General features: G+C 69.3%; 21 protein-coding genes, 2 tRNA genes and 1 pseudogene. 17 read left to right on the forward strand and 7 right to left on the reverse strand.

Translation table 11 applies throughout. From position 1 onward, the window contains the following. Window positions 1–333 precede the first annotated feature (333 nt). Window positions 334–1,905: an exodeoxyribonuclease VII large subunit gene (gene xseA / locus Y590_RS18450; RefSeq protein ID WP_060771127.1), complete on the forward strand. Its 1,572-nt coding sequence runs from the start codon at window positions 334–336 to the stop codon at window positions 1,903–1,905. A gap of 56 nt (window positions 1,906–1,961) precedes the next feature. On the opposite strand, the gene Y590_RS18455 is transcribed toward xseA, so the two are convergent. Further along, window positions 1,962–2,426 carry a hypothetical protein gene (locus tag Y590_RS18455; RefSeq protein WP_144440013.1) on the reverse strand — a complete coding sequence of 155 codons (465 nt, stop codon included), beginning with the start codon at window positions 2,424–2,426 and terminating at the stop codon, window positions 1,962–1,964. 127 nt (window positions 2,427–2,553) lie between these two features. On the opposite strand from Y590_RS18455, the gene Y590_RS18460 reads away from it, so the two are divergent. Then, window positions 2,554–2,781, forward strand: a complete 228-nt coding sequence (locus Y590_RS18460) for a DUF4170 domain-containing protein (protein WP_003599504.1) — start codon at window positions 2,554–2,556, stop codon at window positions 2,779–2,781. Between the two features lie 169 nt (window positions 2,782–2,950). Continuing rightward, window positions 2,951–3,895 (forward strand): ribose-phosphate pyrophosphokinase, encoded by a 945-nt coding sequence (locus Y590_RS18465; RefSeq protein ID WP_003599505.1) that lies wholly within the window; start codon window positions 2,951–2,953, stop codon window positions 3,893–3,895. 11 nt (window positions 3,896–3,906) lie between these two features. Here the strand turns inward: Y590_RS18465 and Y590_RS18470 are convergent, their stop codons facing one another. Together Y590_RS18470 and Y590_RS18475 are read right to left on the reverse strand one after the other, a co-directional pair. Continuing rightward, entirely contained in the window at window positions 3,907–4,563 is a 657-nt protein-coding gene (locus tag Y590_RS18470) for a response regulator (protein ID WP_060771129.1), read from the reverse strand. Beyond that, a complete protein-coding gene (locus Y590_RS18475; protein ID WP_060771130.1) occupies window positions 4,560–5,993 on the reverse strand; it encodes a sensor histidine kinase in 1,434 nt (477 codons plus the stop codon). Before Y590_RS18475 ends, Y590_RS18470 begins: the two co-directional genes overlap by 4 nt. A gap of 222 nt (window positions 5,994–6,215) precedes the next feature. Between Y590_RS18475 and Y590_RS18480 the strand changes: the two genes are divergently transcribed. Continuing rightward, on the forward strand, window positions 6,216–8,000 hold the full coding sequence (locus Y590_RS18480) for a methanol/ethanol family PQQ-dependent dehydrogenase (protein ID WP_060771131.1): 1,785 nt from the start codon (window positions 6,216–6,218) through the stop codon (window positions 7,998–8,000). A gap of 187 nt (window positions 8,001–8,187) precedes the next feature. Here Y590_RS18480 and greA read toward each other — a convergent pair whose 3' ends face one another. The 3 genes from greA to Y590_RS18495 form a co-directional block, all read right to left on the reverse strand. After that, window positions 8,188–8,652: a transcription elongation factor GreA gene (gene greA / locus Y590_RS18485; RefSeq protein WP_060771132.1), complete on the reverse strand. Its 465-nt coding sequence runs from the start codon at window positions 8,650–8,652 to the stop codon at window positions 8,188–8,190. Window positions 8,653–8,672: 20 nt separating this feature from the next. After that, a complete protein-coding gene (acuI, locus tag Y590_RS18490) occupies window positions 8,673–9,671 on the reverse strand; it encodes an acrylyl-CoA reductase (NADPH) (RefSeq protein ID WP_060771133.1) in 999 nt (332 codons plus the stop codon). Window positions 9,672–9,763: 92 nt separating this feature from the next. Next, entirely contained in the window at window positions 9,764–10,369 is a 606-nt protein-coding gene (locus Y590_RS18495) for a hypothetical protein (protein ID WP_060771134.1), read from the reverse strand. Between the two features lie 483 nt (window positions 10,370–10,852). On the opposite strand from Y590_RS18495, the gene fdxA reads away from it, so the two are divergent. The 6 genes from fdxA to Y590_RS18525 all read left to right on the forward strand — a co-directional run bounded on the left by fdxA (window position 10,853) and on the right by Y590_RS18525 (window position 16,810). Continuing rightward, window positions 10,853–11,191 carry a ferredoxin FdxA gene (gene fdxA / locus Y590_RS18500; RefSeq protein WP_003599509.1) on the forward strand — a complete coding sequence of 113 codons (339 nt, stop codon included), beginning with the start codon at window positions 10,853–10,855 and terminating at the stop codon, window positions 11,189–11,191. 520 nt (window positions 11,192–11,711) lie between these two features. Beyond that, window positions 11,712–12,302 carry a CarD family transcriptional regulator gene (locus tag Y590_RS18505; RefSeq protein WP_060771135.1) on the forward strand — a complete coding sequence of 197 codons (591 nt, stop codon included), beginning with the start codon at window positions 11,712–11,714 and terminating at the stop codon, window positions 12,300–12,302. 283 nt (window positions 12,303–12,585) lie between these two features. Beyond that, entirely contained in the window at window positions 12,586–13,458 is an 873-nt protein-coding gene (locus tag Y590_RS18510) for an RNA polymerase factor sigma-32 (protein WP_056201366.1), read from the forward strand. 1,177 nt (window positions 13,459–14,635) lie between these two features. Then, window positions 14,636–14,712 (forward strand) — tRNA-Pro (locus Y590_RS18515). 45 nt (window positions 14,713–14,757) lie between these two features. Further along, window positions 14,758–14,834 (forward strand) — tRNA-Arg (locus Y590_RS18520). Window positions 14,835–15,163: 329 nt separating this feature from the next. Beyond that, window positions 15,164–16,810: an ISL3 family transposase gene (locus tag Y590_RS18525; protein ID WP_060771136.1), complete on the forward strand. Its 1,647-nt coding sequence runs from the start codon at window positions 15,164–15,166 to the stop codon at window positions 16,808–16,810. Window positions 16,811–17,012: 202 nt separating this feature from the next. Here the strand turns inward: Y590_RS18525 and Y590_RS18530 are convergent, their stop codons facing one another. After that, window positions 17,013–17,861 (reverse strand): helix-turn-helix domain-containing protein, encoded by an 849-nt coding sequence (locus Y590_RS18530; protein ID WP_286161777.1) that lies wholly within the window; start codon window positions 17,859–17,861, stop codon window positions 17,013–17,015. 153 nt (window positions 17,862–18,014) lie between these two features. On the opposite strand from Y590_RS18530, the gene pobA reads away from it, so the two are divergent. From pobA to pcaDC, 7 genes and pseudogenes are all read left to right on the forward strand, one after another. Continuing rightward, entirely contained in the window at window positions 18,015–19,259 is a 1,245-nt protein-coding gene (gene pobA, locus Y590_RS18535; RefSeq protein ID WP_083530905.1) for a 4-hydroxybenzoate 3-monooxygenase, read from the forward strand. Continuing rightward, a pseudogene (locus Y590_RS18540) lies at window positions 19,256–19,831 on the forward strand (MFS transporter); the annotation flags it as partial. The gene pobA and the pseudogene Y590_RS18540, both read left to right, overlap by 4 nt. Window positions 19,832–19,906: 75 nt before the next feature. Then, window positions 19,907–20,614, forward strand: a complete 708-nt coding sequence (pcaH, locus tag Y590_RS18545; RefSeq protein ID WP_060771138.1) for a protocatechuate 3,4-dioxygenase subunit beta — start codon at window positions 19,907–19,909, stop codon at window positions 20,612–20,614. 1 nt (window position 20,615) lies between these two features. Then, window positions 20,616–21,329, forward strand: coding sequence for a protocatechuate 3,4-dioxygenase subunit alpha (gene pcaG / locus Y590_RS18550; RefSeq protein WP_060771139.1), 714 nt, complete (start codon window positions 20,616–20,618; stop codon window positions 21,327–21,329). A gap of 69 nt (window positions 21,330–21,398) precedes the next feature. Next, window positions 21,399–22,232: a 3-oxoadipate:acetyl-CoA acetyltransferase gene (locus Y590_RS18555; RefSeq protein WP_060771140.1), complete on the forward strand. Its 834-nt coding sequence runs from the start codon at window positions 21,399–21,401 to the stop codon at window positions 22,230–22,232. A 2-nt stretch (window positions 22,233–22,234) separates the two neighbouring features. After that, complete coding sequence (locus tag Y590_RS18560) at window positions 22,235–23,593, forward strand: lyase family protein (RefSeq protein ID WP_060771141.1); 1,359 nt, start codon at window positions 22,235–22,237, stop codon at window positions 23,591–23,593. Between the two features lie 28 nt (window positions 23,594–23,621). Further along, a complete protein-coding gene (pcaDC, locus tag Y590_RS18565) occupies window positions 23,622–24,809 on the forward strand; it encodes a bifunctional 3-oxoadipate enol-lactonase/4-carboxymuconolactone decarboxylase PcaDC (RefSeq protein ID WP_060771142.1) in 1,188 nt (395 codons plus the stop codon). Window positions 24,810–24,820: the final 11 nt, after the last annotated feature.

Consider the following 24,820-nt stretch of genomic DNA (forward strand, 5'->3'; position numbering starts at 1 on the left):
CGAAAGCCGGCAACCACCTTTCGAGACGATGCTCTAGACTGAATTTCGGCAAGAACCTCAGTATGGACAGTTTCGCCGTACTCCTCAACGTGCGCCTTCCAGAGAGCCTGTTCGACCGCTCGCTTATACTCGGCGCGCACATTGAGCCCAGGGCAGGCGCGCCTCGCGACGAAGAGCTTGCCGCCGAAGGATGCTGGTAAGGATCGCGGTACAGTCAACCTCGGAGTCGGCAAGGATAACCACGCGGCTCCGGCGCAACACCCGCACGCCGTTCCCCAGCCGATCGTGCGGTCGGCCTTTACCTCACCCGGCCCGTTCCCTAGCGTCCGGCCCATGCCGCTCGTGCCCCCGCCACGTCCCGCGACCTCTGCCGCCGCCGTGCCGCCGCCGGGGGAGCCGGCGCCCTCGGCGCTGCTCCAGGCCAACACCCCCGAATGGTCGGTCGGCGATCTCGCCGCCGCCCTGAAGCGCACCCTGGAGGACGCCTTCGGGCATGTGCGCCTGCGCGGCGAGATCACGGGCTATCGCGGGCCGCACGGCTCGGGCCACGCCTACTTCTCGCTGAAAGACGGCTCGGCCAAGATCGACGCGGTGGTGTGGAAGGGCGTGCTCGGGCGCCTGCGCCAGAAGCCCAAGGAGGGGCTCGAGGTCGTCGCCACCGGCAAGATCACGGCCTTTGCCGGAAAATCCTCGTACCAGATCGTCATCGACTCGATGGAGCCCGCCGGCATCGGCGCCTGGATGGCGCTGCTGGAGGAGCGCAAGCGCCAGCTTGCGGCCGAGGGGCTGTTCGAGGCGGAGCGGAAGCGGCCGATCCCGTTCCTGCCGCGGGTGATCGGCGTCGTCACCTCGCCGACAGGCGCGGTGATCCGCGACATCCTCCACCGGCTGGAGGACCGCTTTCCCCGCCCCGTGCTGGTCTGGCCGGTGCGGGTGCAGGGGGAGGGGGCGGCGGAAGAAATCGCCGCGGCGATCCGGGGCTTCAACGCGCTGTCGCCCGATGGCCCGATCCCGCGGCCGGACGTGCTGATCGTCGCCCGCGGCGGCGGCTCGATCGAGGATCTCTGGGCCTTCAACGAGGAGGCGGTGGTGCGCGCCGCCGCCGAGTCCGAGATCCCGCTGATCTCCGCCGTCGGCCACGAGACCGATACGACACTGATCGACTTCGCCTCCGACCGCCGCGCCCCGACGCCCACGGGCGCGGCCGAGATGGCGGTTCCGGTGCGGGCCGAACTCGCCGCCCAGGTCCACGATCTCGGCGCCCGGCAGGCGGGCACGATGCTGCGGCGGATCGAGCGCGAGCGGGCGGATTTCCGGGCGCTGGTGCGGGCGATCCCCGGCGCCGACGCCTTCCTCGCCGTCAAGCGCCAGCGCCTCGACCTCGCCGATGCGCGGCTGCGGCCGGCGCTCGCCGCCAACGCCCGCGATTCCCGCGAGCGCCTGAACCGCCTCGCCGATCGCCTCACCCGGCGCTCCCCGGCGATCGCGCTGGCCGAGGCGCGGGCACGGCTCGCTGCCATCGACCACCGTCCGCGCACCGCCATGAGCCGCATCGTCGAGCGCCGCCGCGACCGGCTCGACGCGCTTGGCAGCCTGCTCGGGGCGCTCAGCTACAAGGCCGTGCTGGCCCGCGGCTACGCGCTCGTGCGCGACACCGACGGCCTGCCGGTGCGCTCGGCCGCGGCCGCTGCCCAGGCCGCGCGGTTCCAACTGCAATTTGCCGACGGCGCTCTCTTTGCGCGCCCGGAGGAGGCTCCGGACGACCCCGTTGCGCCCCCCCTCGCCGACGCGCCGCCCTCGGCGCCGCGCCCGAAGCGCGCGCCTCGCCGGGCCGTGCCAGAGCCCGCACCGAAGCCTGAGAAGGCGGCGGCCGAACCGGCCGCGCGACAGGGGTCGCTGTTCTGAGCCATCCGAGCGGCTTCAATTATAGCGACTGGGCAAGCGCGGAGCCGTCCCCCGCCTCATGAAGTCCAGCGCAAGCGATACAGCAAGCGAGCGAACCCAAGCGCAAAGCCAAGCGTCACGAGCGCCGGCAACGCGACAGGTAGGGAGAAGGGCAGGAAGCTGACTGTCACGAAGCTTCCCCAAGTCCACCACCACGCAATGTTCAACCACAACGTGGGAAAACCATCTCGGCACTCGATGAAGATGATTAGGGCATCGGTGAAGTAACACTTTGCGCCCGGGGGAGGTGGGAAGTAGGGCAGGGCGAAGGACAAGTAGGTGCCCAAGCCGACGACGCCGACCCAGAGCACGAAACAGGCGAACTGAGCGGCAGTCAGGATCGGACGCTCAGCGAACCTCCGGCGGAATCTCCATCGCCATCCGCGCTCGACCATCGCAACCTCCTGATTCGAGCCTCGCGCGAGACTACGAGACATCAGGCCTTCACAACCAGAAGGATTGTCCATCTCAAGGACAACCATCCTTAGGCTCCCGCATCATCCCCTCCTTGCGCGGCGGGCACCTTGACCGGCACGGCCACCTCTGCGACCGAGCGGCACGGCTCCTGCCTCACCGGCGGCGGGCCCCGGCATCCCGCAGGAGAGACGCGTGACCACGACGATCGACTCGGACCAGAAGCTCCACCTCGTCTTCGGCGGTGAGCTGGAGGATGTCTCGGGTGTGCGCTTCCGCGACGTGAAGGATCTCGACATCGTCGGCGTCTTTCCCGACTACGCCTCGGCCCAGACCGCGTGGCGCTCGAAGGCGCAGGCCACCGTCGACAATGCGCAGACCCGCTACTTCATCGTCCACCTGCACCGCCTGCTCGAACCGTGATGGGGGCGGGGCAGGGCTTCACGCCTTGAAGTCCTTCTAACGAAGCCATTGTGAGGGCTGGGCCCCACTGGTATGAGCCGCGCGGCCGGATGCTTGTGCGGTCTCGGACGTAATCGTTTCGCGTAGCGTCCCGCGAATGACTTGCAGAGTGAGCCGAGAGACGCCCGGCATGACGTCGTCCATCAAGATCATCGCCGGCAACGCGAGCCGTCCGCTGGCGGAAGCGATCGCCGGCTACCTCGAATTGCCGCTCGCGAACTGCATGGTCCGGCGCTTCGCCGACATGGAGATCTTCGTCGAGCTGCAGGAGAACGTGCGCGGCGAGGACGTGTTCATCGTCCAATCGACCTCGTTCCCGGCCAACGACCACCTGATGGAATTGCTGATCATGATCGACGCGGCGCGTCGGTCCTCGGCGCGGCGCATCACGGCGGTGATCCCCTATTTCGGCTACGCCCGGCAGGACCGGCGCACCTCGGGCCGCACGCCGATCTCGGCCAAGCTCGTCTGCAACCTCATCACCGAGGCCGGCGCCGACCGGGTGCTGACGCTCGATCTCCACGCCGGACAGATCCAGGGCTTCTTCGACATCCCCACCGACAACCTGTTCGCCGCGCCCGTGATGGTGCGCGACATCAAGGAGCGCCTGGCGCCCGGCGAGCGCATGGTGGTGTCGCCCGACGTCGGCGGCGTGGTGCGCGCCCGTGCGCTCGCCAAGCGCATCGACGCATCGCTGGCCATCGTCGACAAGCGCCGCGAGCGGGCGGGCGAATCGGAGGTGATGAACATCATCGGCGACGTCGAGGGCCAGTCCTGCATCCTCGTGGACGACATCGTCGATTCCGGCGGCACGCTGGTGAACGCGGCCGAAGCTCTGCTCAACGCGGGCGCCAAGGAGGTCTCGGCCTACATCACCCACGGGGTGCTGTCGGGCGGCGCGGTCTCGCGCATCGCCGCCTCGCGGATGAAGGAACTCGTCATCACCGACTCGATCCTGCCGACGCAGGCGGTCAAGCTCGCCCGCAACATCCGCGTGATCTCGATCGCGCCGCTGCTCGGCGAAGCGATCGGGCGCACGGCGACGGAATCGAGCGTGTCGAGCCTGTTCACCTGAGCTGCCCCTGCTCAGGTTTCTGGACAGGTCCTGCGCATTATCAGCCCAGCCGAGATCGACAGCCAGACGAGGTCGGCGTCGGTTTGGGCGCGCAGTTTCGCCTTGATGCTCGAATGGTAATTCTGGACCGTCTTGGGGCTCAACGAGAGGGCATCGGCGATGCCGTCGGTTGTCATCCCAGAGGCGATCAACCCTAAGATCTCCACCTCGCGGGGACCCAGATCCTCGATCGGCGAGCGACGACCGGAGAGGCGCTCGGCGGCGATTTCGCGGGCGATGTCCTCGCTGACGGCTTGGCCTCCCCGCATCACCGTGCCCATGGCCGCGACGAGTTCGTGGGGCGGACTGCTCTTGGTAACGTAGCCGCAGGCACCGGCCTCGAACGCCTTGAGGGCGAACGGCGTGCCCTGATGCATCGTGAAGACGAGGATACGCGCCGCCCGATCGTAGGCGCGGATGCGCCGGATCGCCTCAAGGCCGCTGGCGCCCGGCAAGCTGAGATCGAGAATGACGATGTCGGGCTTCAGCCGGCGGTAGTCGCGGTATGCGGCGGCCGCGCTCTCTGCTTCGGCGATTACCCGGTAGCCCGGCTGGCGCTCCAGAAGCTTGCGGTAGCCCGCCCGCACCACGGGGTGGTCATCGACGAGCAGGATCGTGGTGCCGCTCACGCGAAGCGAGCCCCGGCCGGATCCGGCGCGGCGAGGGGGATAATGGCAGCGACGCGCACCCCGATCCCGCCCGCCGGCCGCTCGATCGAGAGCGAACCGCCCAGCGCAGCGACCCTCTCGCGGATGCCGACCAATCCGTATCCGGGCCGCGCTTCGAGGCATTCGGGCGCGCCCCCGCCATCATCCTCAACGGAGAGGGCAAGGCCACGGGCGGGGTCGTCGCCCTCGACCCGCAGGCGCACCTCGCTCGGGCGGCCATGGCGGACGGCATTGGTGAGGCATTCTTGGGCGACGCGATAGAGGCTCAAGGCCGCCTGCGTCGGCACGTGGCTTAGGTTGCCGACGATGTCGAGGCGGAAGGCGGGGATCGTCTCGAGTGCTGGAGCGGAGGTGCGGGCAGCGGCCCGCGCCACGCCGCGGGCGTTCCAGGTAGCGACCAAGTGGTCGAGGCAGCGCTCCAGCCCGACCTCATCAAGGTCCGGCGGCCGCAGGCGGGCGAGCGTGCTGCGCAGGGTGCTCATCATACGCTCCGTGATACCGGAGATCGCGCGGGCGTCCTCGGCGATGTCGGAGCGATCCTCCGCCGTGCCCGCGGCGATGGCCGCAGCGAGTGCCGAGGCCGCCGTGAGGCATTGGCCGAACTCATCGTGCAGGTCGCGCGCCAGCGCACGGCGCTCCTCCTCCTGCACTTGGAACAAGCGTCGGGTCAGCGCCGCGCGCTGGGCCGTGTTCTCGGCCAAGCGCTGCGTCAGGTCGTTGACGGCCCGCGCGATCAGCGCGAATTCCTGTGCCCGGAAGGCGGGCAGTCGCAGATCGTACGCGCCCCGCTCCATCCGGCGCAGGCTGCGCACGATCCGCTCGGCCGGCATCAGCGCATGGCCGATCACCAGGGTCGCGAGCAGGCCGATTCCTGCCGCCATAGCGGCTGCAACGCCCAAGGCTACGCTGACGACACGCCACGCCTGCCGCGCGGCAGCCCCGTGATCGGCGACCGCGATCACCTGCCCCGCATCGCGGCGGTGGAGGGTCACTGTGCGATTCACCGGAAGGCTGGGACCGAACAGGGCGGCATAGGCCGCATCGAACCAAGCGGGCGGGGCCGCGCCCATTCCCGACCAACCACCGCAAAGCCGGCGCGGCGCCTCGTCGGTCCAGGCGAGGCTGACGCAGTAACCCGGCGCGATGACCCTGAGGGTCTCAGAGCTGCGCCAGTCGGGAAAGGCATATTTGGCGTCCCGTCCCGAGCTACCGCGCCATGTCAACTCGCGCCATGCGAGTTCGCGCGCCTCGCGCACCACGCGGTCGGCGGAGGCCGCCGCCTCGCCCTGGATCGTCCGGCTCACGTCCCACATGACCCATGCCGAGGCCGCAACAAGGCAGAGCACCACCACGCCGACCACGCGCAGGATCAGTCCCGTCAACAGGCGCATGGCCGGCCTCGTCTCCACCCTGAACGGAAAGGAGCCGCAGGCGCGGCCCCTTGGCAAGTCGCCGCGCCCGAAATCGGGAGAATCTCCCAAAACCGCTCGGGACTTCGTCCCTCCACCGCGACCGATTCTTGAGATCTTCTTGAGAACGCCCGGTGGGACAGGGCGCCGCGCCGGCCGCCCCGACCGGGATTAACGACAACAGATGCCCGTGGAGGAACCCCGATGAAACGCGTCTCGCTGCTGGCCCTGAGCCTCACCGCCGGCCTGTCGCCGGCCCATGCCAATGAGGACGTGGCGAAGCGGATCGCCAACCCGGCGGAGCAGGTGCTCCAGACGGTCGACTACGCCAACACCCGTTATTCCAAGCTCGACCAAATCAACGCTTCCAACGTCAAGAACCTGCAGGTGGCCTGGAGCTTCTCGACCGGCGTGCTGCGCGGCCACGAGGGCTCCCCGCTCGTCGTCGGCAATATGATGTACCTGCACACACCCTTCCCGAATCTCGTCTACGCACTCGATCTCGATCAGGGCGGCAAGATCGTATGGAAGTACGAGCCGAAGCAGGATGCCTCCGTCATTCCGGTGATGTGCTGCGACACGGTCTATCGCGGGCTCGCCTACGCCGACGGCGCGATCATCCTGCATCAGGCCGACACAACGCTGGTCTCACTCGACGCCAAGTCCGGAAAGGTCAACTGGTCCGTCAAGAACGGGGATTCGAAGATCGGCGAGACCAACACCGCCACCGTCCTGCCGGTGAAGGACAAGATCATCGTCGGCATCTCGGGGGCTGAATACGGCATCCGCGGCCACATCACCGCCTACGACGCCAAGACCGGCAAACGGGTCTGGCGCGGCTACTCGGTCGGGCCCGACGACGAGATGCTGGTCGATCCTCAAAGAACCACCGAACTCGGCAAGCCGGTTGGCAAGGATTCCTCGCTGAAGACCTGGGAGGGCGATCAGTGGAAGACCGGGGGTGGTGCGACTTGGGGCTGGTACTCCTACGATCCGAAGCTGAACCTCGTCTATTACGGCACCGCCAACCCCTCGACCTGGAACCCGAAGCAGCGTCCAGGCGACAACAAGTGGACGATGGCGATCTTCGCCCGCGATCCCGATACGGGCATGGCCCGGTGGATCTACCAGATGACTCCCCACGACGAGTGGGACTTCGACGGCATCAACGAAATGGTCCTTACGGATCAGAAGGTCGACGGCAAGGAGCGCCCGCTGCTGACGCACTTCGACCGCAACGGCTTCGCCTACACCCTCGACCGCGCCACCGGCGAACTCTTGGTGGCGGAGAAATTCGATCCGGTGGTGAACTGGGCCTCCAAGGTCGATCTCAAGACGGGACGTCCGCAGGTGGTGGCAAAGTACTCGACCGACCAGAACGGCGAGGACGTCAACACCAAGGGGATCTGCCCGGCAGCCCTCGGCACGAAGGACCAGCAGCCGGCGGCGTTCTCGCCCAAGACGCAGCTCTTCTACGTGCCGACCAACCATGTCTGCATGGACTACGAGCCGTTCCGGGTGAGCTACACCCCGGGCCAGCCCTATGTCGGCGCCACCGTATCGATGTACCCGGCCCCCGGCTCGCATGGCGGCATGGGCAACTTCGTCGCCTGGGACAACATCGCGGGTAAGATCAAGTGGTCAAACCCCGAACCGTTCTCGGTCTGGTCGGGTGCGCTCGCCACCGCTGGCGACGTGGTCTTCTACGGTACGCTCGAAGGCTACCTGAAGGCGGTCGATGCCAAGTCAGGCAAGGAACTCTACCAGTTCAAGACGGCGTCCGGCATCATCGGCAACGTGATGACCTACGAGCACAGGGGCAAGCAGCACATCGCCGTGCTCTCGGGTGTCGGTGGCTGGGCCGGCATCGGCCTCGCAGCCGGCCTGACCGACCCGAATGCCGGCCTCGGCGCCGTAGGTGGCTATGCGGGCTTGGCCCAGTATACCAATCTCGGTGGCCAACTCACGGTCTTCGCGCTGCCGAACTGAACCCGCTGCAAGGCGCGGGCCTCCTCCCGCGCCTCCGGCCTGACGCGAGGGGCATGTTTGCGACGAAACGACTGGTTCCCGCCCCGCTCGGCAGCGACATCCTCCGGCCCCTCGGCTAAGCGGACGGGACCACGGCGCGCTCCCACTCACGGGAGGCGCCGTTTTTTTGCTCAGCGAGCGGATTGTCTCAGCAGATCTCGGCGATCTCGAACTCGTGGTCGTTGACCGTCACGGTGTCGCCGACGCCCTTGCCGGTGAGCGCTTGGGCCAGCGGCGCGACGTAGGAGATCGAGCCGGCGGTCGGATCGGCCTCGTCCTCGCCGACGATACGGAAGGTCTGCCGCGTATCGTCCTCGCGCAGCACGGTCACCGTCGCGCCGAAACGCACGGTATCGCCCTCCAACGCTTCGACCGGTTCGGCCGAGTTCTTCCGCGCGGCCCAATAGCGCAGATCGCGCGAAACACGGGTGTGGTCGGCCTTGTCCTGCTGCGGCGAGAGGCCGGACAGCTCCGCCTCCAATCGCGCCACCTCGGCTTCGATCTGCGCAAGGCCCTCGGGGGTCACGTAGTTGGTGTGGGAGGAGATGGGCCGATCGGGAAGATCCTCGAAGGCCTCGCCACCTTCCGGCTCACGGACGAATGCTCTGCTCATAAAATACGCAATGCCTAACCCTAGGCTGCGGTTCCACCGATGGCGACGACGGTCCGGCCCCGCACCTGACCGTCGAGCAGGGTTTCGGCAAGGCTGCCCGCTTCTTCCAGGGGAACCGTCCGCGTCATGGCCTTGAGCCGATCACGGTCGAGATCGCGTGCGAGCCGGGCCCAGGCCTCGCGGCGGGGGCCTTGCGGCGTCGTCACGCTGTTGATGCCGAGCAGGGAGACCCCGCGCAGGATGAAGGGGGCGACCGAACTCGGCAGATCCATGCCCCCGGCATTCCCGCAGGCGGCGATGCCACCGCCGCCCCTCGTCATGGACAGGACGTTGGCGAGCACCCGACCGCCGACCGCGTCGATGCCCGCGGCCCAGCGCTCCTTGGCCAGAGGACGCGGCTCGCCCGCAAGCGCCTCGCGCTCCAGGATCTCGGCCGCCCCGAGACCTTTCAGGTAATCGGCTTCGCCGCCTCGCCCCGTTGCGGCGATGACGTGCCAGCCGGCGCGCTTCAGCAGCGCCACCGCCACCGATCCGACGCCCCCGGAGGCCCCCGTCACCAGCGCCGGCCCGGCCTCGGGGTTCAGTCCGTGCCGCTCCAGGGCGAGAACCGAGAGCATCGCCGTGTAACCCGCGGTGCCGATCGCCATCGCCTCGGCCGGGCTCAGGCCCTCGGGCAGCGGCACCAGCCAGTCGCCGCGCACCCGGGCGCGCTCGGCGAGACCCCCGAGATGGGTCTCCCCGACGCCCCAGCCGGTGAGCACCACGGCGTCGCCGACCTTGTAATCGGGATGCGCCGAGGCCTCGACGGTGCCGGCGAAATCGATGCCGGGGATCATGGGGAAGCGGCGGACCACCGGCATCCGGCCGGTCATGGCGAGGCCGTCCTTGTAGTTCAGGCCCGAATGCGAGACCCGCACGGTGACGTCGCCGTCCATCAGGTCGGCCTCGTCGAATGCGCGCAGGGCGAGGCTCTGGCCGGCCTCACCCTTCTCGATCACCCAGGCCCTGAACGCCGCCATGGTCCGCTCCTCCCGTCTCGCGTCGGGAAGGGAGCTACGGCGAGCCGGCCTCGAATCAAGGCCGCCGAGCAAAGACGACGTGGCAACGGGCCTCAATAGCCGTCGTAGATACTGCCCTGCGAGAAGCCGAGGCCCACCGCCACGTCCGCGGAGGAGGCGCCGGCGATGCCGAGGGCGTCCGGGATCGACCCGACTCCAAGAGGGCCATAGCCGGGGCCATCGCCGGGGCCGGGCCCGAAATCCGGCCCGCCCGCGGGCACCCACGCTGCGCGGGCGGGCTGCACCAGCACCCGGCGCTGCGTGGTGGTGTAGACCGGCGGCAGGGTGTGCGGGATCGCTTCCGGCGGCCGCACCAGTACGCGGCGGGTCTGCACCGCGTAGCGCGGCGGCGTGGTCACCCAGCAGCCGACGAGCTGGCCGTAGGCATCCATGCGCGTCTCCCAACGGCGCGCTCCGGGGGCGACCAGCACCCGCTCGGACACCGTGTCGTAGATCGGCGGCGTGGTGCGGTAGACGGTGCGCGGCGGCTGGACCAGCACCCGCTCCGCGACCGTATCGTAGACCGGCGGCGTCACGACGCGGCGGTAGCACTCCGCGCTGACACAGCCGCCCCCGGCTTGCGCGGGCGCGGAAAGGGCGATCATCGAGGCGACGGCAAGGGACGGGAACAGGCTCGAGCGGGGCAGGGGGATGGCCATGGAACAACCTCGGAACGCGACTTCGATACGATTTCGACGCCGCCGCGAGTCCCGTGCGGGCCTCAGCGTGGCATAACATTCGACGTACAGAGTGCGGCCAAGGTTGCCTGCCGGACAAGCTCGATTGTCAAATACAGTAAAATTAACCAATGACTAAGACTACGCAGATCTAAACATTGGGCTTCGACTTCAAAATCCAGCCGACCGGCGGGATCGCGCCGGATCGGAGACGGCGGCGGGGGCGTTGCCGAAAAACCCTTCGCGCCGCGCAGGGGAGGGCGGGCGGCAGGGCGCGCTTGTCAGCCCATCGGCCAAGGGCTAGAGCGCTTCCAAATCGGGCGGCGGCGGCGGCGTCCGGAACGCGTGAAACCGCCGCACGAGGGGATCGCATCCGCGAGCGGGTGACGGGCCGGTGAGGAGCGCGCCCGACCCCGCCCAGGCAAGCCCCCACCCAGGCACGCGGATTTAAGGACCGAACGGCCCATGACCTACGTCGTCACCGACAACTGCATCAAGTGCAAGTACATGGACTGCGTCGAGGTGTGCCCCGTGGATTGCTTCTACGAGGGCGAGAACATGCTCGTCATCCATCCCGACGAATGCATCGATTGCGGCGTCTGCGAACCGGAATGCCCCGCCGAGGCGATCAAGCCCGACACCGAGGGCGATCTGGAAAGCTGGCTGAAGCTCAACGCCGACTACGCCAAGACCTGGCCCAACATCACCCAGAAGAAGGACGCACCCTCCGACGCCAAGCAATGGGATGGCGTGAGCGGCAAGCTGGAGGCCCATTTCTCGCCCAATCCCGGCTCCGGCGACTGAGACCCTCCGCCCTGCGCTCACAGGCAGCACGGTGGGGCAGGCCCTGGAAACGCGGCGGCCTCTCGTCGCAGGCGGTTCATCCGGGGCCATGATCCGAACGCATCACAGCCTCCCTCGAAAGATCCACCGGAAGTCCCGGCGACGCTCTTTTCGAGCCGCGAAAAACCTTCGATCCTCCCCTGCGGAGATGCGCTCGCGCGCCGGCAATCCTTTGATTCGCCGGCCCGTTCGTGTTACATAAGGGCTCGCCGTCGCTCACGCCCGATGCGCCCCCTCCTGATCGCCCTCAAAGCGAGTTCCGTCTTCCTGGAAAAGAGGTTGGCTGCGATCGACCGCCGGAAGCATCTCGCTCCCGGTGGGTGCCTTCGTGTGGTGTGAGCAACGCGAGAGCCCGGGAACCGGCCAGCGCCTTGACGGCGCGCCGTCGGACAGAGGCATGCGCCGGGTGTCCCGCCCCGGAGGTGACGAGCGTGCGGGCGTGGACGCGCCCCGCGTGGATGACAGTGGAGGCTCATTCCGCATGACCACAGCCAAGAAGACGACGGTAGCAGGCCGCCAAGGCTTCAAGACCGGCGAGGCGGTCGTGTATCCGGCGCACGGCGTTGGGCGGATCACCGCGATCGAAGAGCAGGAGATCGCGGGCTACAAACTCGAACTGTTCGTCGTCTCGTTCGAAAAGGACAAGATGGTCCTGCGCGTTCCCACCGCGAAGGCCAACAGCGTCGGCATGCGCAAGCTCGCCGAGCCGGAACTCGTCAAGAAGGCCCTCGACGTGCTGACCGGCCGCGCCCGCATCAAGCGCACGATGTGGTCGCGCCGCGCCCAGGAATACGAGGCCAAGATCAATTCCGGCGACCTGATCTCGGTCACCGAGGTGGTGCGCGACCTCTACCGCTCCGAGGCCCAGCCCGAGCAGTCCTACAGCGAGCGTCAGCTCTACGAAGCCGCCCTGGACCGCGTCGTTCGCGAAATCTCTTCGGTGAACAAGATCACCGAGACCGAAGCGCTCAAGCTGATCGAACAGAGCCTCGCGAAATCGCCGCGCCGCGCCAAGGCCGATGCGGAAGCCGATGCCGAGGGCGAGGACGACGTGCAGGAAGAGGCCGCCTAAGACGGCTTCGGTTGGCGAATCAGATCGCTGCACGATTCGCAAATGCGAACCAGAGGGCCCGGCGCCACGCCGGGCCCTTTTTTCATGCGCCGCCCGTACAGCTCTTGATCCTTTCGTCTCCGACGTTACGCGCCCGCAGGGAACAAGCGTCGCATGGATGTGTTGTGCCTCTGCCACGGATGGCTTGCGCCATCGTCCTGTCCGGCATGTCGCCGACCAACGGGGCCGATGCGCGTCGATCCGAAACGCTCGAACCAAGAATGCTCGAACGAGAGAGGCGGGGATGGCAGAGATCGCGGGGATGCGGCGTCAGTTCATTCGGACAGCGATGGAGGCGCCGTTCCTTGCGAGGGATGAAGAGCGTGGGCTGGCGGTGGCCTGGAAGGAAGCGCGCGACGAGCGCGCCCTGCACCGTCTGATCTCCGCGCATATGCGCCTCGTGATCGCGCTTGCCGGCCGCTTCCGCCACTACGGCTTGCCGATGGCCGACCTCGTCCAAGAGGGCCATGTCGGCCTGATGGAGGCCGCGGCCCGGTTCGAGCCGGAGCGCGAAGTCCGCTTCTCCACCTATGCCACGTGGTGGATCCGCGCCTCGATCCAGGATTACATCCTGCGCAACTGGTCGATCGTGCGCGGCGGAACGAGTTCCGCGCAGAAGGCCCTGTTCTTCAACCTGCGCCGCCTGCGCGCCCGGCTGATGCAATCGACTGAGGAGCAGGTCGGCTCCGAGATCCACGGACGGATCGCCACCGCGATCGGCGTCTCACGCGAGGACGTGGCGCTCATGGATGCGCGCCTGTCGGGACCCGACATGTCGCTGAACGCCCCGGTCGGTGAGGAGAGCGAGGCGTCCTCCGAGCGCATGGACTTTCTGGTCGACAATGCCGCCCTGCCTGACGAAACGGTCTCGGCCCTGGTCGATGGCGAGCGGCGTTTGGTCTGGCTGCGACAGGCCCTGACGGTGCTCTCCGAGCGTGAATTGCGGATCCTGCGGGAAAGGCGCCTCGCCGAGGATCAGGCCACCCTGGAAGCGCTGGGCCATCGCCTCGGCATTTCGAAGGAGCGCGTCCGCCAGATCGAGAACCGCGCCTTGGAAAAGCTGCGTCGGGCACTCGCCGAGAAGTTCCCGCAGGCTCCGAGCAGCGTCTACGCCTGATTGATCGAGGAAGATCTGATTAAGGGCGGCACAGATGTGCCGTCCTTTCGCGTTTCAGACTGCGATCGAGAGGAGAGGGCCGACCGCTCGACGGACCGAGCCACCCGTTCCCGCCGTCTCACGGCCTTCGACTTGCCCCCGGCTTGCCGTATCTATACTCCCGACTTGTGCGCAAACCCGTGATCTTCAGCCGCCCCAAAGGGTTTAAGAGCGTCTAACAGAACTGCTTGATCTGGTTGCAAGTGATGAGGCTGGCAGGAGGACGGGGAAAGCCTCGTAGATTGCAGCTTGGCCCTCATATCCGATGGGGCGGCGGAAGCAGTTAAACCAAACATCGGAACGCTCCACACCCCACCGCGACGGCCGAGCTTTTAACCGCTCCTGATACCGTTGTGGGAGGCTGCGCGGCGCGATCCCACGCGCCCGGCATTCCTGTCGGCGTGCCCTGGCATCATAGGCCCTGCCGACGTGCAGTCGATCTGGGCGCCGACGCGACCCTCCGGGTCGGTCGCTGCCGGGTATGCAGGCACGACATCGAGGAGGCGCCATCTGCGGGCCGTCCTGCCGGTTGGCGCCGGTCGGCCTCAGACCGAGCGACGGGCCGCACGCGTCGGTGACGAGGTGGCGCTTCGTGCCCGGCTTGCCCCGGTTCGTTGGGCTCGGGCCGCCGGCAGGGTCTCCCCTCGTTGGCCGTGACGGCGGACACTGCCCAGACACGCCCGGCTCCGGTCGATCTCGCCGGCCACGTGCCAGTCACGCAGACGGCGCCGGCCACTCATGCCGCAGGTAGAGACGCGGACGCTCTTCGGCCCCTGCCAAGCCGGAAGGCCTGCCTCGGGCTTGACGCACCCATCACCGATCGCGGCAGGGGCCGCACAGCGGCGCGTGATGCGACCGCGCAGATGCCAACCGTCGCGGTCATAGCGTCCAGACGCGACAAGGCCTTTGCTCGCAAGGGACGCGGTGTGGCCCGGTTCGGCTATGACGCGACGCCTTCGGGCAAAACGCTGATTTTTAAATACCCATATTTGTCAGAAGCTTACTCCCAAAATTGCCGAATTTCGAGGGTGAAACGCCGTCCTTGCCGCGCAATAAGGGCCACGAAGCGCACCGACCCGCTTGCGACCGCGAAAAGTGCCGGCTATAAGCCCGCTCGTCGGCCCTCGGGGGCCGGCATCGGAGTGTAGCGCAGTCTGGTAGCGCACCACGTTCGGGACGTGGGGGTCGCAGGTTCAAATCCTGCCACTCCGACCAAGAAAGAAGAGAAACGCCCCGCAAGGGCGTTAAGACGTAAAAAGGGCGCCCGTAGCTCAGCTGGATAGAGCACCAGACTACGAATCTGGGGGTCAGAGGTTCGAATCCTTTCGGGCGCGCCATTTACTGCTTGTAAATCAGCGACTTAGCAAGCGATGATCTTGAACCTGCCGAGCGTTCATAGCTGGGGTATGGTTCAGGGTACGGCAAAGCGACGGTTTCAATCCGTAGGCATCGCCCCGTTCTTTTCCATCTCGCAACGACCTGTAGCAGGTCGTTTTCAGATCGGACGAAGCTGAAACAGCACACCCCGCTCGGTAGGGCGCTTAGGCTTTGGTCTCGCACTGGCACGGCCGCACTGATCTGGCCTGCTGCCGGTTTGGTGGTTCTCCCGCAGTTTGCGTGGAAAGGTCACGGCGACGCAGCTTCGATGGGCTGATTCACGGCAAGGATGATTTTGCCATCATCCTTGCCGGGCTGCGTCGTCGACCAAGTCCTTCGCCGCTCCGGTCGTCTCATCATCCTTGCCCATGCTCGTCGGAATCATCGGCGCTGTCCTGATTGCGGTGAGCCAAGCTCTGCCGTCCATAGTCGATACGTCCGGCATCCTGCCGATCTTCCCAGTTTCGGCGAGGCCGTGACGCTGCGGCTCACGGTTCGACGCTTCTATTGCCATCACCGCGCCTGCCGACGGGGCACATTCGTCGAACCCCTGCCGCGGCTCCTCCCATCACGCGCACGACGCACGGATCGGCTCGCCGAGGCACAGGCTCGGGTGGGCCTCGCGCTCGGTGGCGAAGCCGGCGCCCGCTTGGCCGGGCATCTGGCGATGGCCACGAGCCCCGATACGATGCTGCGCCTCGTGCACGGCATGACGCTGCCGTCGATCGGTCCGCTGCGGGCGGTGGGAATCGATGACTGGGCGATCCGCAAGGGACAGACCTACGGCACGCTCCTCGTCGATCTCGACCGACGCCGTCCCATCGACCTGCTGCCGGACCGAACCAGCACGACGGTTGCCGCGTGGCTGCGTCGCCATCCCGGTATCACAGTGATCACGCGTGACCGCTCGTCCGAATACGCCCGCGCAGCCACCCTGGGCGCTCCTGCAGCTGTTCAGGTCGCCGACCGGTGGCATCTTCTCCTCAATCTGCGCCAAGCCTTGGAGCGTTGGCTTGCCCGTGTCCATGGACGCTTGCGATGCCTGCCAAGCCTTGCCATCGGAGATAGCCGACGCCCCGGACAGCGTCTGCGCGCCTACCGCCGGAGCGAGGCCGAGATCGCCGTGAGCCGCGACAGCCGCGCTCGCCGTCTGGCGGCCTACGAGGACGTGCGTCGGCGCTCCCAAGCCGGCGAGACCTTGCTGGCAATTGCTCGGGCGACAGGCCTCGCGCGCGGAACGGTGCGCAAGTACGCTCAGGCCGAGAGCTTTCCGGAACGCGCGGCACGTCGCCCCGAACCCAGCCGCCTCGATCCTCATCTGATGCATCTGGAGGAGCGGATGACCCAGGGTTGCGAGAACGCGATGGAGCTCTGGCGCGAACTCCGTGATCGGGGCTTTGCCGGCACACATCGCCAGGTTACTCGCTTCGTCGCCGAGCATCGCACGAGGCCGGCGCGGCGCACCGCCCGCAAATGGCTGGTCCGCACGCCATCGCCGGCTGCGGATCCGATCGCTCTTCCATCGCCGAAACAACTCGCCTGGTTCCTGACCCAGCCCATCGAGGCCCGCCCGCCCCATGCGACCGCCGCCATTGGCCGGATCGAGCAGGACCCGGAGGCGGCCCGGTTCGGTGCGCTGGCGCAGCGGTTCGCCACCCTGGTCCGTAGCTGTTGCGTCGATGGCACCCCGCCCGTGGATCCCGCCGGCGAACTCGACATCTGGCTCGAGGCGGCGCGTCTCAGCGACATACCGGCCCTCAAGACGTTCGCGTCCGGGCTGGACCGCGACGGAGCGGCGGTGCGCGCGGCCTTGACGACGTCATGGAGCAACGGTCAGGCGGAAGGGCAGATCAGCCGGCTGAAGATGCTCAAGCGGACCATGTACGGACGCGCCGGCTTCCCCCTGCTCCGACGCCGCGTCCTTCTCGCTGCGTAATCCACGCAAACTGCGGGAGAACCGTGAAAGCGGCAGCAGGCCACTCCTTCAGGGTTCAGGATGCCCGAAAAACCTGCACTCGACGCGGACCAGTTGGCTGGGGCAGGGTCAGGGGGACGTCGGTCGGGCAGCCATATCGAATCCGTCTTCACTGGGTCTGTACAGGACGCGCGGAGAATCACCTGACCCAGCCGCCGCTGCCTCAGGCGGCACGACGGAATGCGGAGGGGCTCGATCCCGTGACGCGCGAGAAGTAGCGCGAGAAATACGCCGGGTCGTGGAAGCCGAGGTCGTAGGCGATCTCCGCCACCGGCAGGTCGGAGTAGCGCAGGGAGCGCTTGGCCTCCAGGATGACCCGGTCGGCGATGAGCTGGCCCGGCGTCGCGCCGGCCACAGCCCGGCAGGCGACGCGCAGACGCCCGACCGTGGTGCCGATCCGGTTGCAGTACTGCTCCAGGCTGAGGCCGGCGCGGTAATGCTCCTCGATCGCCGCGCGGAAGCGGGCGACGATCCTTGCATGGGCGGCCAGGCGCGTGGGACCATCGGCCGCCCGCGCGTCGGCAAGGCGCGCCAGTTCGACAAGGAGCAGGGTGAGATGCGCTTTCAGGGCGGCCCGCCGGGCCGGGGCCGCGCTGGCCCGCTCGCGGTCCAGCCCGTCGAGCGCCGCATCGAGGTGCGCGGTTCCGTCCAGAGCGAGGCAGCGCACCCCCTCGAACAGGGCCGCAAAGGCGGGCTCGTCCCGCCCGAGCCCGCGCAGGACCGCGTCCGAGACGGTGAGGACGCGGCCGGTGCTGCCCGCCTCGTAGACGAAACCGTGCACCACGCCCGCCGGGACGACCAGCGCACAGGGTGCCGCGAAGGCGGTCTCCTCGCCCTCGGCCGTGACGGTGCCGCGGCCGTACCGGATGCAGAACACTTGGTGCAGGTCGGCATGGGCGTGCGGCCGGATCCGCCAGGCCGCCGGGCGGCTGCGATCGTCCAGGTCTTCGAGGTGTAGAAACCCGTCATCCGCAGTCTGCGGTGGCTCGCCGTAAAGGAAATACCGGGGCACGACAGGTTTCGGCATCGGGCACGCGGCCTTTCGATAAACGATACAAAAGTACAAGAGAAACGCCGCCGCCTCCATACCCGCGCGGCGTCGGCATCGGCAAGATCCTGCACAAGCCGGCGCGGATCGACCGTCACGGATCAGGGAGGGCCGGCCATGCGCACGCAGGTCGCGATCGTCGGTGCCGGGCCGGCCGGGATGGTCTTGGCGCATCTGCTGCACGCGGCCGGCATCGCCAGCGTCGTGGTGGAGCGCCGCACGCGCGACTACGTCGAGGGCCGCGTGCGCGCCGGTGTGCTGGAACAGGGCACCGTGGACGTGCTCGCGCGGCTCGGCCTCGACGGGCGCCTGCGCAGCGAGGGCCTCGTCCACACGGGCGCCAACCTCGCGGTGGACGGCGCGAGCTTTCGCATCGACATGGCCGCGCTGACCGGCGCCGCGGTCACGGTCTACGGCCAGCAGGAGGTGATGCGCGACCTCTTCGATGCGGGCGAGGCGCGGGGCCTCGCGGTGGTGTACGAGGCCCAGGACCTGCGCCTGCACGATCTCGACGGCGCCGCCCCGAGCCTGACCTACCGCACGCCCGAGGGCCCGCAGCACCTCGTCTGCGACTACGTTGCGGGCTGCGACGGCTTCCACGGCACCTCCCGCCGGTCGATCCCGGCGGACGTGCTGAGAACCTTCGAGCGGATCTACCCCTTCGGCTGGCTCGGCATCCTCACGGACGTGCCTCCCGCCGCGCACGAGCTCGTCTACGCGAGTCACGCCAACGGCTTTGCGCTCGCCAGCATGCGCTCGGCGACACGCAGCCGCTACTACATCCAGTGCGGCATCGACGAGCGTCCGGAGGACTGGCCGGACACACGTTTCTGGGACGAGCTCTGCTTGCGCCTCGGCCCCGGCATCGCGGGCGGGATCGTGCGCGGCCCCGCCTTCGAGAAGAGCATTGCGCCCCTGCGCAGTTTCGTCGGCGAGCCGATGCGCTGGGGCCGGCTGTTCCTGGCCGGGGATGCCGCCCACATCGTGCCGCCCACCGGCGCCAAGGGCCTCAACCTCGCCGTCTCGGACGTGGTGATGCTGGCCGAGGCGCTGGAGGCCTTCTACGCCCGCGGCACGAGTTCGGGTCTCGACGGCTACTCGGCGCGGGCGCTGGCGCGGGTGTGGAAGGCGGAGCGGTTCTCGTGGTGGTTCACCCGCCTGATGCACCGTTTCCCCGAGGAGACCGGCTTCGACCGGCGTATGCAGTTGGCGGAGCTCGCCTATCTCGGCACCTCGCGCGCCGCCCAGACGGTGCTGGCCGAGAACTATGTCGGCCTGCCGCTCGATCCTCCCCCCGTCTCGACCTCTGTTGCGGCCTCTCTCTCGGCCCCGAGCGCGAACCTGCGCGGGATGTGCCCATGAGCCGCGAGAGCGCCGCCGGGATCCTCGATGTTCCCGCGCCGATCGACGCCCGCCCGATCGGCGCGGCGCAGATCCTGACCTTTCTCCTCTGCTTCCTCGTGGTGCTCCTCGACGGGTTCGACACCGCGGCCATCGGCTACATCGCGCCCTCGCTGATGACCGAGTGGGGCGTGGGCCGCGCCGCGCTCGCCCCGGTGCCGAGCGCCGCCCTGGTCGGCCTCGCGATGGGTGCGCTGGCAGCGGGGCCGCTGGCTGACCGCTACGGGCGCAAGGCGGTGCTGGTCGCGGCGGTGGTCGAACTCGGCTTGGCCTGCCTTGCTTCCGCCTTCGCGGCCGATCTCCCGCAACTCGCGTCCCTGCGCTTCCTCACCGGGCTCGGCCTCGGGGCGGCGATGCCGAACGCCGTGACGTTGACGAGCGAGTACGGCCCGGTCCGGCGCCGGGCGCTGCTCACCAACATGATGTTCTCGGGCTTCCCCCTCGGCGCGGCGCTCGGCGGCTTCCTCGCCGCCTGGATGATCCCGACGCTGGGGTGGCGCAGCGTGCTCCTGCTCGGCGGCGCCGCCGCCCTCGGCCACTGACCGCCGGCGCGGGTCGCCCCACCGGCCGCCCGCGCCGCCCAGCCCTCACGCGACCGGAGGATTTCGATGTCCGATGCCACGTTCGACCACCCGCAGGATGCGAGCCAGCCGCCCTCGCTGTTCCCCGCCTACCGCGCGACCGTGCTGCGCAGCCCGCGCGAACCGCTGGTGCGGATCCCCCACACGCTCACCGAGACCACCGGGCCGGCCGGGAGCTGGGAGGCCCTGATGGGCCCGGCCATCGCCGACCTGACCCGTCACGACCGGGGGCCGGGCGTGGCGATCGGTCAGCGCATCGTGGTCACCGGCCGCGTTCTCGACGAGGCGGCGCGGCCCGTGCCCGACACGGTGGTCGAGGTCTGGCAGGCCAACGCCGCCGGCCGCTACATCCACCGACGCGATCAGTGGGACGCGCCGCTCGATCCGAACTTCACCGGCACCGGCCGGGTCGTCACCGATGCGCAGGGGCGCTACCGCTTCACCACGATCCGGCCCGGAGCCTATCCCTGGGGCAACCACCGCAACGCCTGGCGCCCGGCCCATATCCACCTGTCCCTGCTCGGGCCGGCCTTCGCCACCCGGCTGGTGACGCAGCTCTACTTCCCCGACGACCCGCTCATCGAGATCGACCCGATCGCCAATGCCGTGCCGATGCCCTACCGCAACCGCCTCGTCGCGCGCTTCGACATCGACACGACGCAGCCGGATTACGCCCTCGGCTACATCTTCGACATCGTGCTGCGCGGGCGCGACGCCACGCCGTGGGAGCATTGAGATGACCGACGCCCTCGAAGCCCTGCCCCGCAACGCCGCTCCCCGCGCCGACAACCAGGACCCGGCCCTGTTCGGCCAGACGCCCTCGCAGACGGTTGGTCCGTTCTTCCATTACGGCCTGCCCTGGAAGGGGGGCGCCGACCTCGTCGGCGCTTCCGACATCGGCGCGCGCCTCGACCTGTTTCCGGAGGAGCACGACGTCCTCCACCTCGCCCCCCCGCGCGGGCCGGTGACGGGCGAGATCGTCTCCGTCGTCGGTACGGTGCGGGACGGGGCAGGCGAGCCGGTCACCGACGCGATGATCGAGATCTGGGGTGCCAACGCTGCCGGCCGCTACCACGGCGCCGCCGACACCCGGGCGGAGATCCCCCTCGATCCGGGATTCATCGGCTTCGGGCGGGCGGCGGTCGATGCCGCGGGCGGCTTCCGCTTCCTCACCCTGCGGCCGGGCCGTGTGCCGGTCGCGGTCGAGAGCAACCGCTGGCAGGCGCCCCATCTCGCCATCGGGGTCTTCGGCCGCGGCCTGCTGAAGCGGCTCGCCACACGGATGTACTTCGCCGACGGGACCGACAACGACGCGGACCCGATCCTCGCCCTGGTGCCGGAGGCGCGCCGCCGCACGCTCATCGCCCCGCGCATCGCCGAGGCACCGCCGACCTTTCGGTTCGACATCGTGCTGTCCGGGGCGGACGAGACCGTGTTCTTCGCGCTGTGAGGCGGGAGACGCGTCATGGGGCGGGAGTGGTGAGGCGAGAGCCTGAGGCAAGGTCGTGAGGCAAGAGAGATGAGCAGCAATTCCGTCGTCGTCGCGGTGGCGATCACCGGCTCGGTGCCGCGCAAGGCCGACAACCCGGCCGTGCCGATTGCGGTCGCCGAGCAGATCGAATCGACCCATCAGGCCTTCGAGGCCGGCGCGACGCTGGCCCATATCCACGTCCGCAACGACGACGAGAGCCCCTCGTCCGATCCGGACCGGTTCGCCGCCGTGCAGGAGGGGCTGCGCCGCCACTGCCCCGGGATGATCGTGCAGTTCTCCACCGGCGGGCGCGGGCGCGACCCGGCGAGCCGCGGGCTGTCGCTCCGGCACCGGCCCGACATGGCCTCGCTCTCGACCGGTTCGGTCAACTTCCCGAGCATCGTCTACGAGAACCACACCACCCTGGTGACCGATCTGGCAACGCAGATGAAGGGCCACGGCGTGCGGCCCGAGATCGAGATCTTCGATCTCTCGCACATCCATGGGGCCGGGCGCCTGATCGCGGCCGGGCTGATGGACCCGCACCCCCACGTGCAGTTCGTGATGGGTGTGCAGAACGCGATGCCGGCCGAGGAGCACCTGCTCGACCTGCTGCTCGGCGAGACCCGCCGGGTCATCCCCGGGGCGACCTGGACGGCGGCCGGGATCGGCCGCAGCCAAGCGGTGGTGATGGACTGGGCGCTGGCGCGCGGGGCGGACGCGGTGCGCACCGGACTCGAGGACAACATCCGGGTCACGAAGGACCGGCTGGCGGCGAGCAATGCCGAGCTCGTCGGGCTCGCGGTCGAGGCCGTGCAGCGGCACGGCCGGCGTCCGGCGACGCCCGCCGAGGCCCGCGCCACCCTCCGGCTCGCGGCCTGAGGATGAGCTTCTCTGCCCTCGATTCGGGCCTGCTTGGGCCACTTTTCGCGAGCGCGGCGATGCGCGAGGCCTTCTCGGACGCGGCGCGCCTCGCCGGGATGCTGCGGGCCGAGGCGGCGCTCGCCCGGGCCGAGGCAGAGGTCGGCCTCGCGCCGGCGGCCCTCGCCGACGCCATCGCGGCGATCGCGCCGGAGACGCTCGATATCGACGCGCTGGCGGCCGGCACCGCGCTGGCGGGGGTGCCGGTGATCCCGTTCGTCGCGGCCGTGCGCAAGCGCCTGCCGCCCGAGCTGGAGCCGGCCTTCCACAAGGGCGCCACCACCCAGGACATCGCCGACACCGCCCTCGTCCTGCAGATGCGGTCGGGGTTCGACCTGATCGCGGCCGAGAGCGAGGCCGTTGTCGCCGGGCTCGTGCGCCTCGCCACGGAGCACCGCGCCACCCCCTGCGTCGGCCGCACCTACGGCCAGCACGCCGCGCCGATCTGCTTCGGCTACAAGGCGGCGACCTGGGCGCTCGGCCTTGCGGAGGTCACCGACCAACTGCCGGGCCTCCGGGCGCGCGTGCTCACCGCCTCGCTCGGCGGTCCCGTTGGCACGCTCGGCGCTCTCGGCGGGCAGGCCGAGGCCGTGGCCACCGCCTATGCCCGGCATCTCGGCCTCGGCCCCGAGACGGTCGCCTGGCACACCCGCCGCGCCCGCATCGCCGAGGCCGGAGGCTGGCTCGCCCGCCTTCTCGGGGCGCTGGCGAAATGCGCGGGCGACATCGCCCATCTCGCCTCGACGGAGGTGGCGGAGGTGTCCGAGCCCTTCGTGCCCGGCCGGGGCGGCTCCTCGGCGATGCCGCACAAGCGCAACCCCGTCTCCGCCACCGTCATCCTGGCCGCCTTCGGGGCCGCCAAGGGCCATGCGGGCACGCTCCTCGACACGATGGCCGCCGCTCACGAGCGGCCGGCCGGCGCTTGGCATGCCGAGTGGCATGCCCTGCCCCAGCTCTTCGGTCTCGCCTCCGGGGCGTTGCGCGAGGCGCGGGCGGTGGCAGAGGGGCTCGTCGTCGATCCCGGGCGGATGCGCCGCAACCTCGATCTCACGCGGGGCCTGCTCTTCGCCGATGCCGCGGCCGCGGCCTGCGCGCGCCGCTGCGGCGGCGCGGCGGCGCACGCCCTGGTGGAGCGCGCCTGCGCCGAGGTGCACGCTTCCGGCCGCGACCTGCACACCGTGCTCGCGGCGATGCCGGAGGCGCAGGGCATCGATCTCGGCGCCGCCTTCGACCTCACGCACCCCGTCGCCGCCGCAGCGGCGGCCACCGACCGTGCGCTCGCACAGATCGCGGCGCGCGCGGATTCGACGGCATCGAAATGATCCTGCCGAGACGGAGCCTCGACCCCGCATGCCCCTGATCCGCATCAACGATATCGACCTGACCTACGAGTTCTCTGGCCCGAGCGGCGCGCCGGTCCTTGTCCTTTCGAACTCGCTTGGCACGACGCTGGCGATGTGGGACGGCGTGGCCAAGCGGCTGCGCGGGCGCTACCGGATCCTGCGCTACGACACCCGCGGGCACGGCGGCTCCGCGACCCGCGACGCCGAGACCCGGATCGAAGATCTCGCCGCCGACCTGCTCGGTCTGCTCGACGCCCTGGGCATCGCACGGGCGCATCTCGCCGGCCTGTCGCTCGGTGGCATGACCGTCCAGGCCGCCGCGGCCGCCGCGCCCGAGCGGGTCCTGAGCCTCACCCTGATGGCGACCTCGGCCCACCTGCCGAGCCCCGAGAGCTGGGGCGAGCGGGCCGCCACCGTGCGGGCGCAGGGCACTGCGGCGATCGTCGAGGCGACACTCGGGCGCTGGTTCACCCCCGGCTTCTCGGCGCAGGCGCCCGCCGCCGTCGCGGCGATCCGCGAGGCCTTCGTGGCCTGCGATCCGGTCGGCTACGCCGTGTGCTGCGGGGCGATCGGCCGGATGGACCTCCGGCCGGTGCTCGGCCGCATCGGGGCGCCGACCCTCGTCATCGCCGGGCGCGACGACCCGGCGACGCCGCCCGCGATGGCCGAGGCGATCTGTGCGGGCATCCCGCAGGCGGAGCTGGTCCTGTTACCGCGCGCCGCTCATCTCCTCGCCGTCGAGCACCCGGAGGCGACGGCCGCCCATCTCGGCGCCTTCCTCGACCGGCAGCGCGGCGACCGTGCCGCCACCGGCGCCGTGCCCTTCGCGGAGGGGCTGGAGAATCGCAAGGCCGTGCTGGGCACGGCCCATGTCGAGCGCTCCCTGGCGGCGGCCGGGCGCTTTGCCGGACCCTGGCAGGACTTCATCACCCGCACGGCCTGGGGCGAGATCTGGGGCGATCCGCGCCTGCCCTGGAAGACGCGTTCCCTGGTGACCCTCGCCCTGATGGCGGCGCTGGGGCGGGAGGAGGAGTTCAAGCTCCATATCCGTCCGGCGCTCGCCAACGGACTCGACCTCGACGAGTTGCAGGCCCTGCTCCTGCAGACGGCGATCTATGCCGGAGTCCCGGCCGCCAACGGTGCCTTCCGCTGGGTGCGGGACACGCTGGGCGAGGCCGCCGATGCCGGCCCCTGAGGCCGGGGCAG

It is taken from the genome of Methylobacterium sp. AMS5 (assembly GCF_001542815.1).
Classification (GTDB): Bacteria; Pseudomonadota; Alphaproteobacteria; order Rhizobiales; family Beijerinckiaceae; genus Methylobacterium.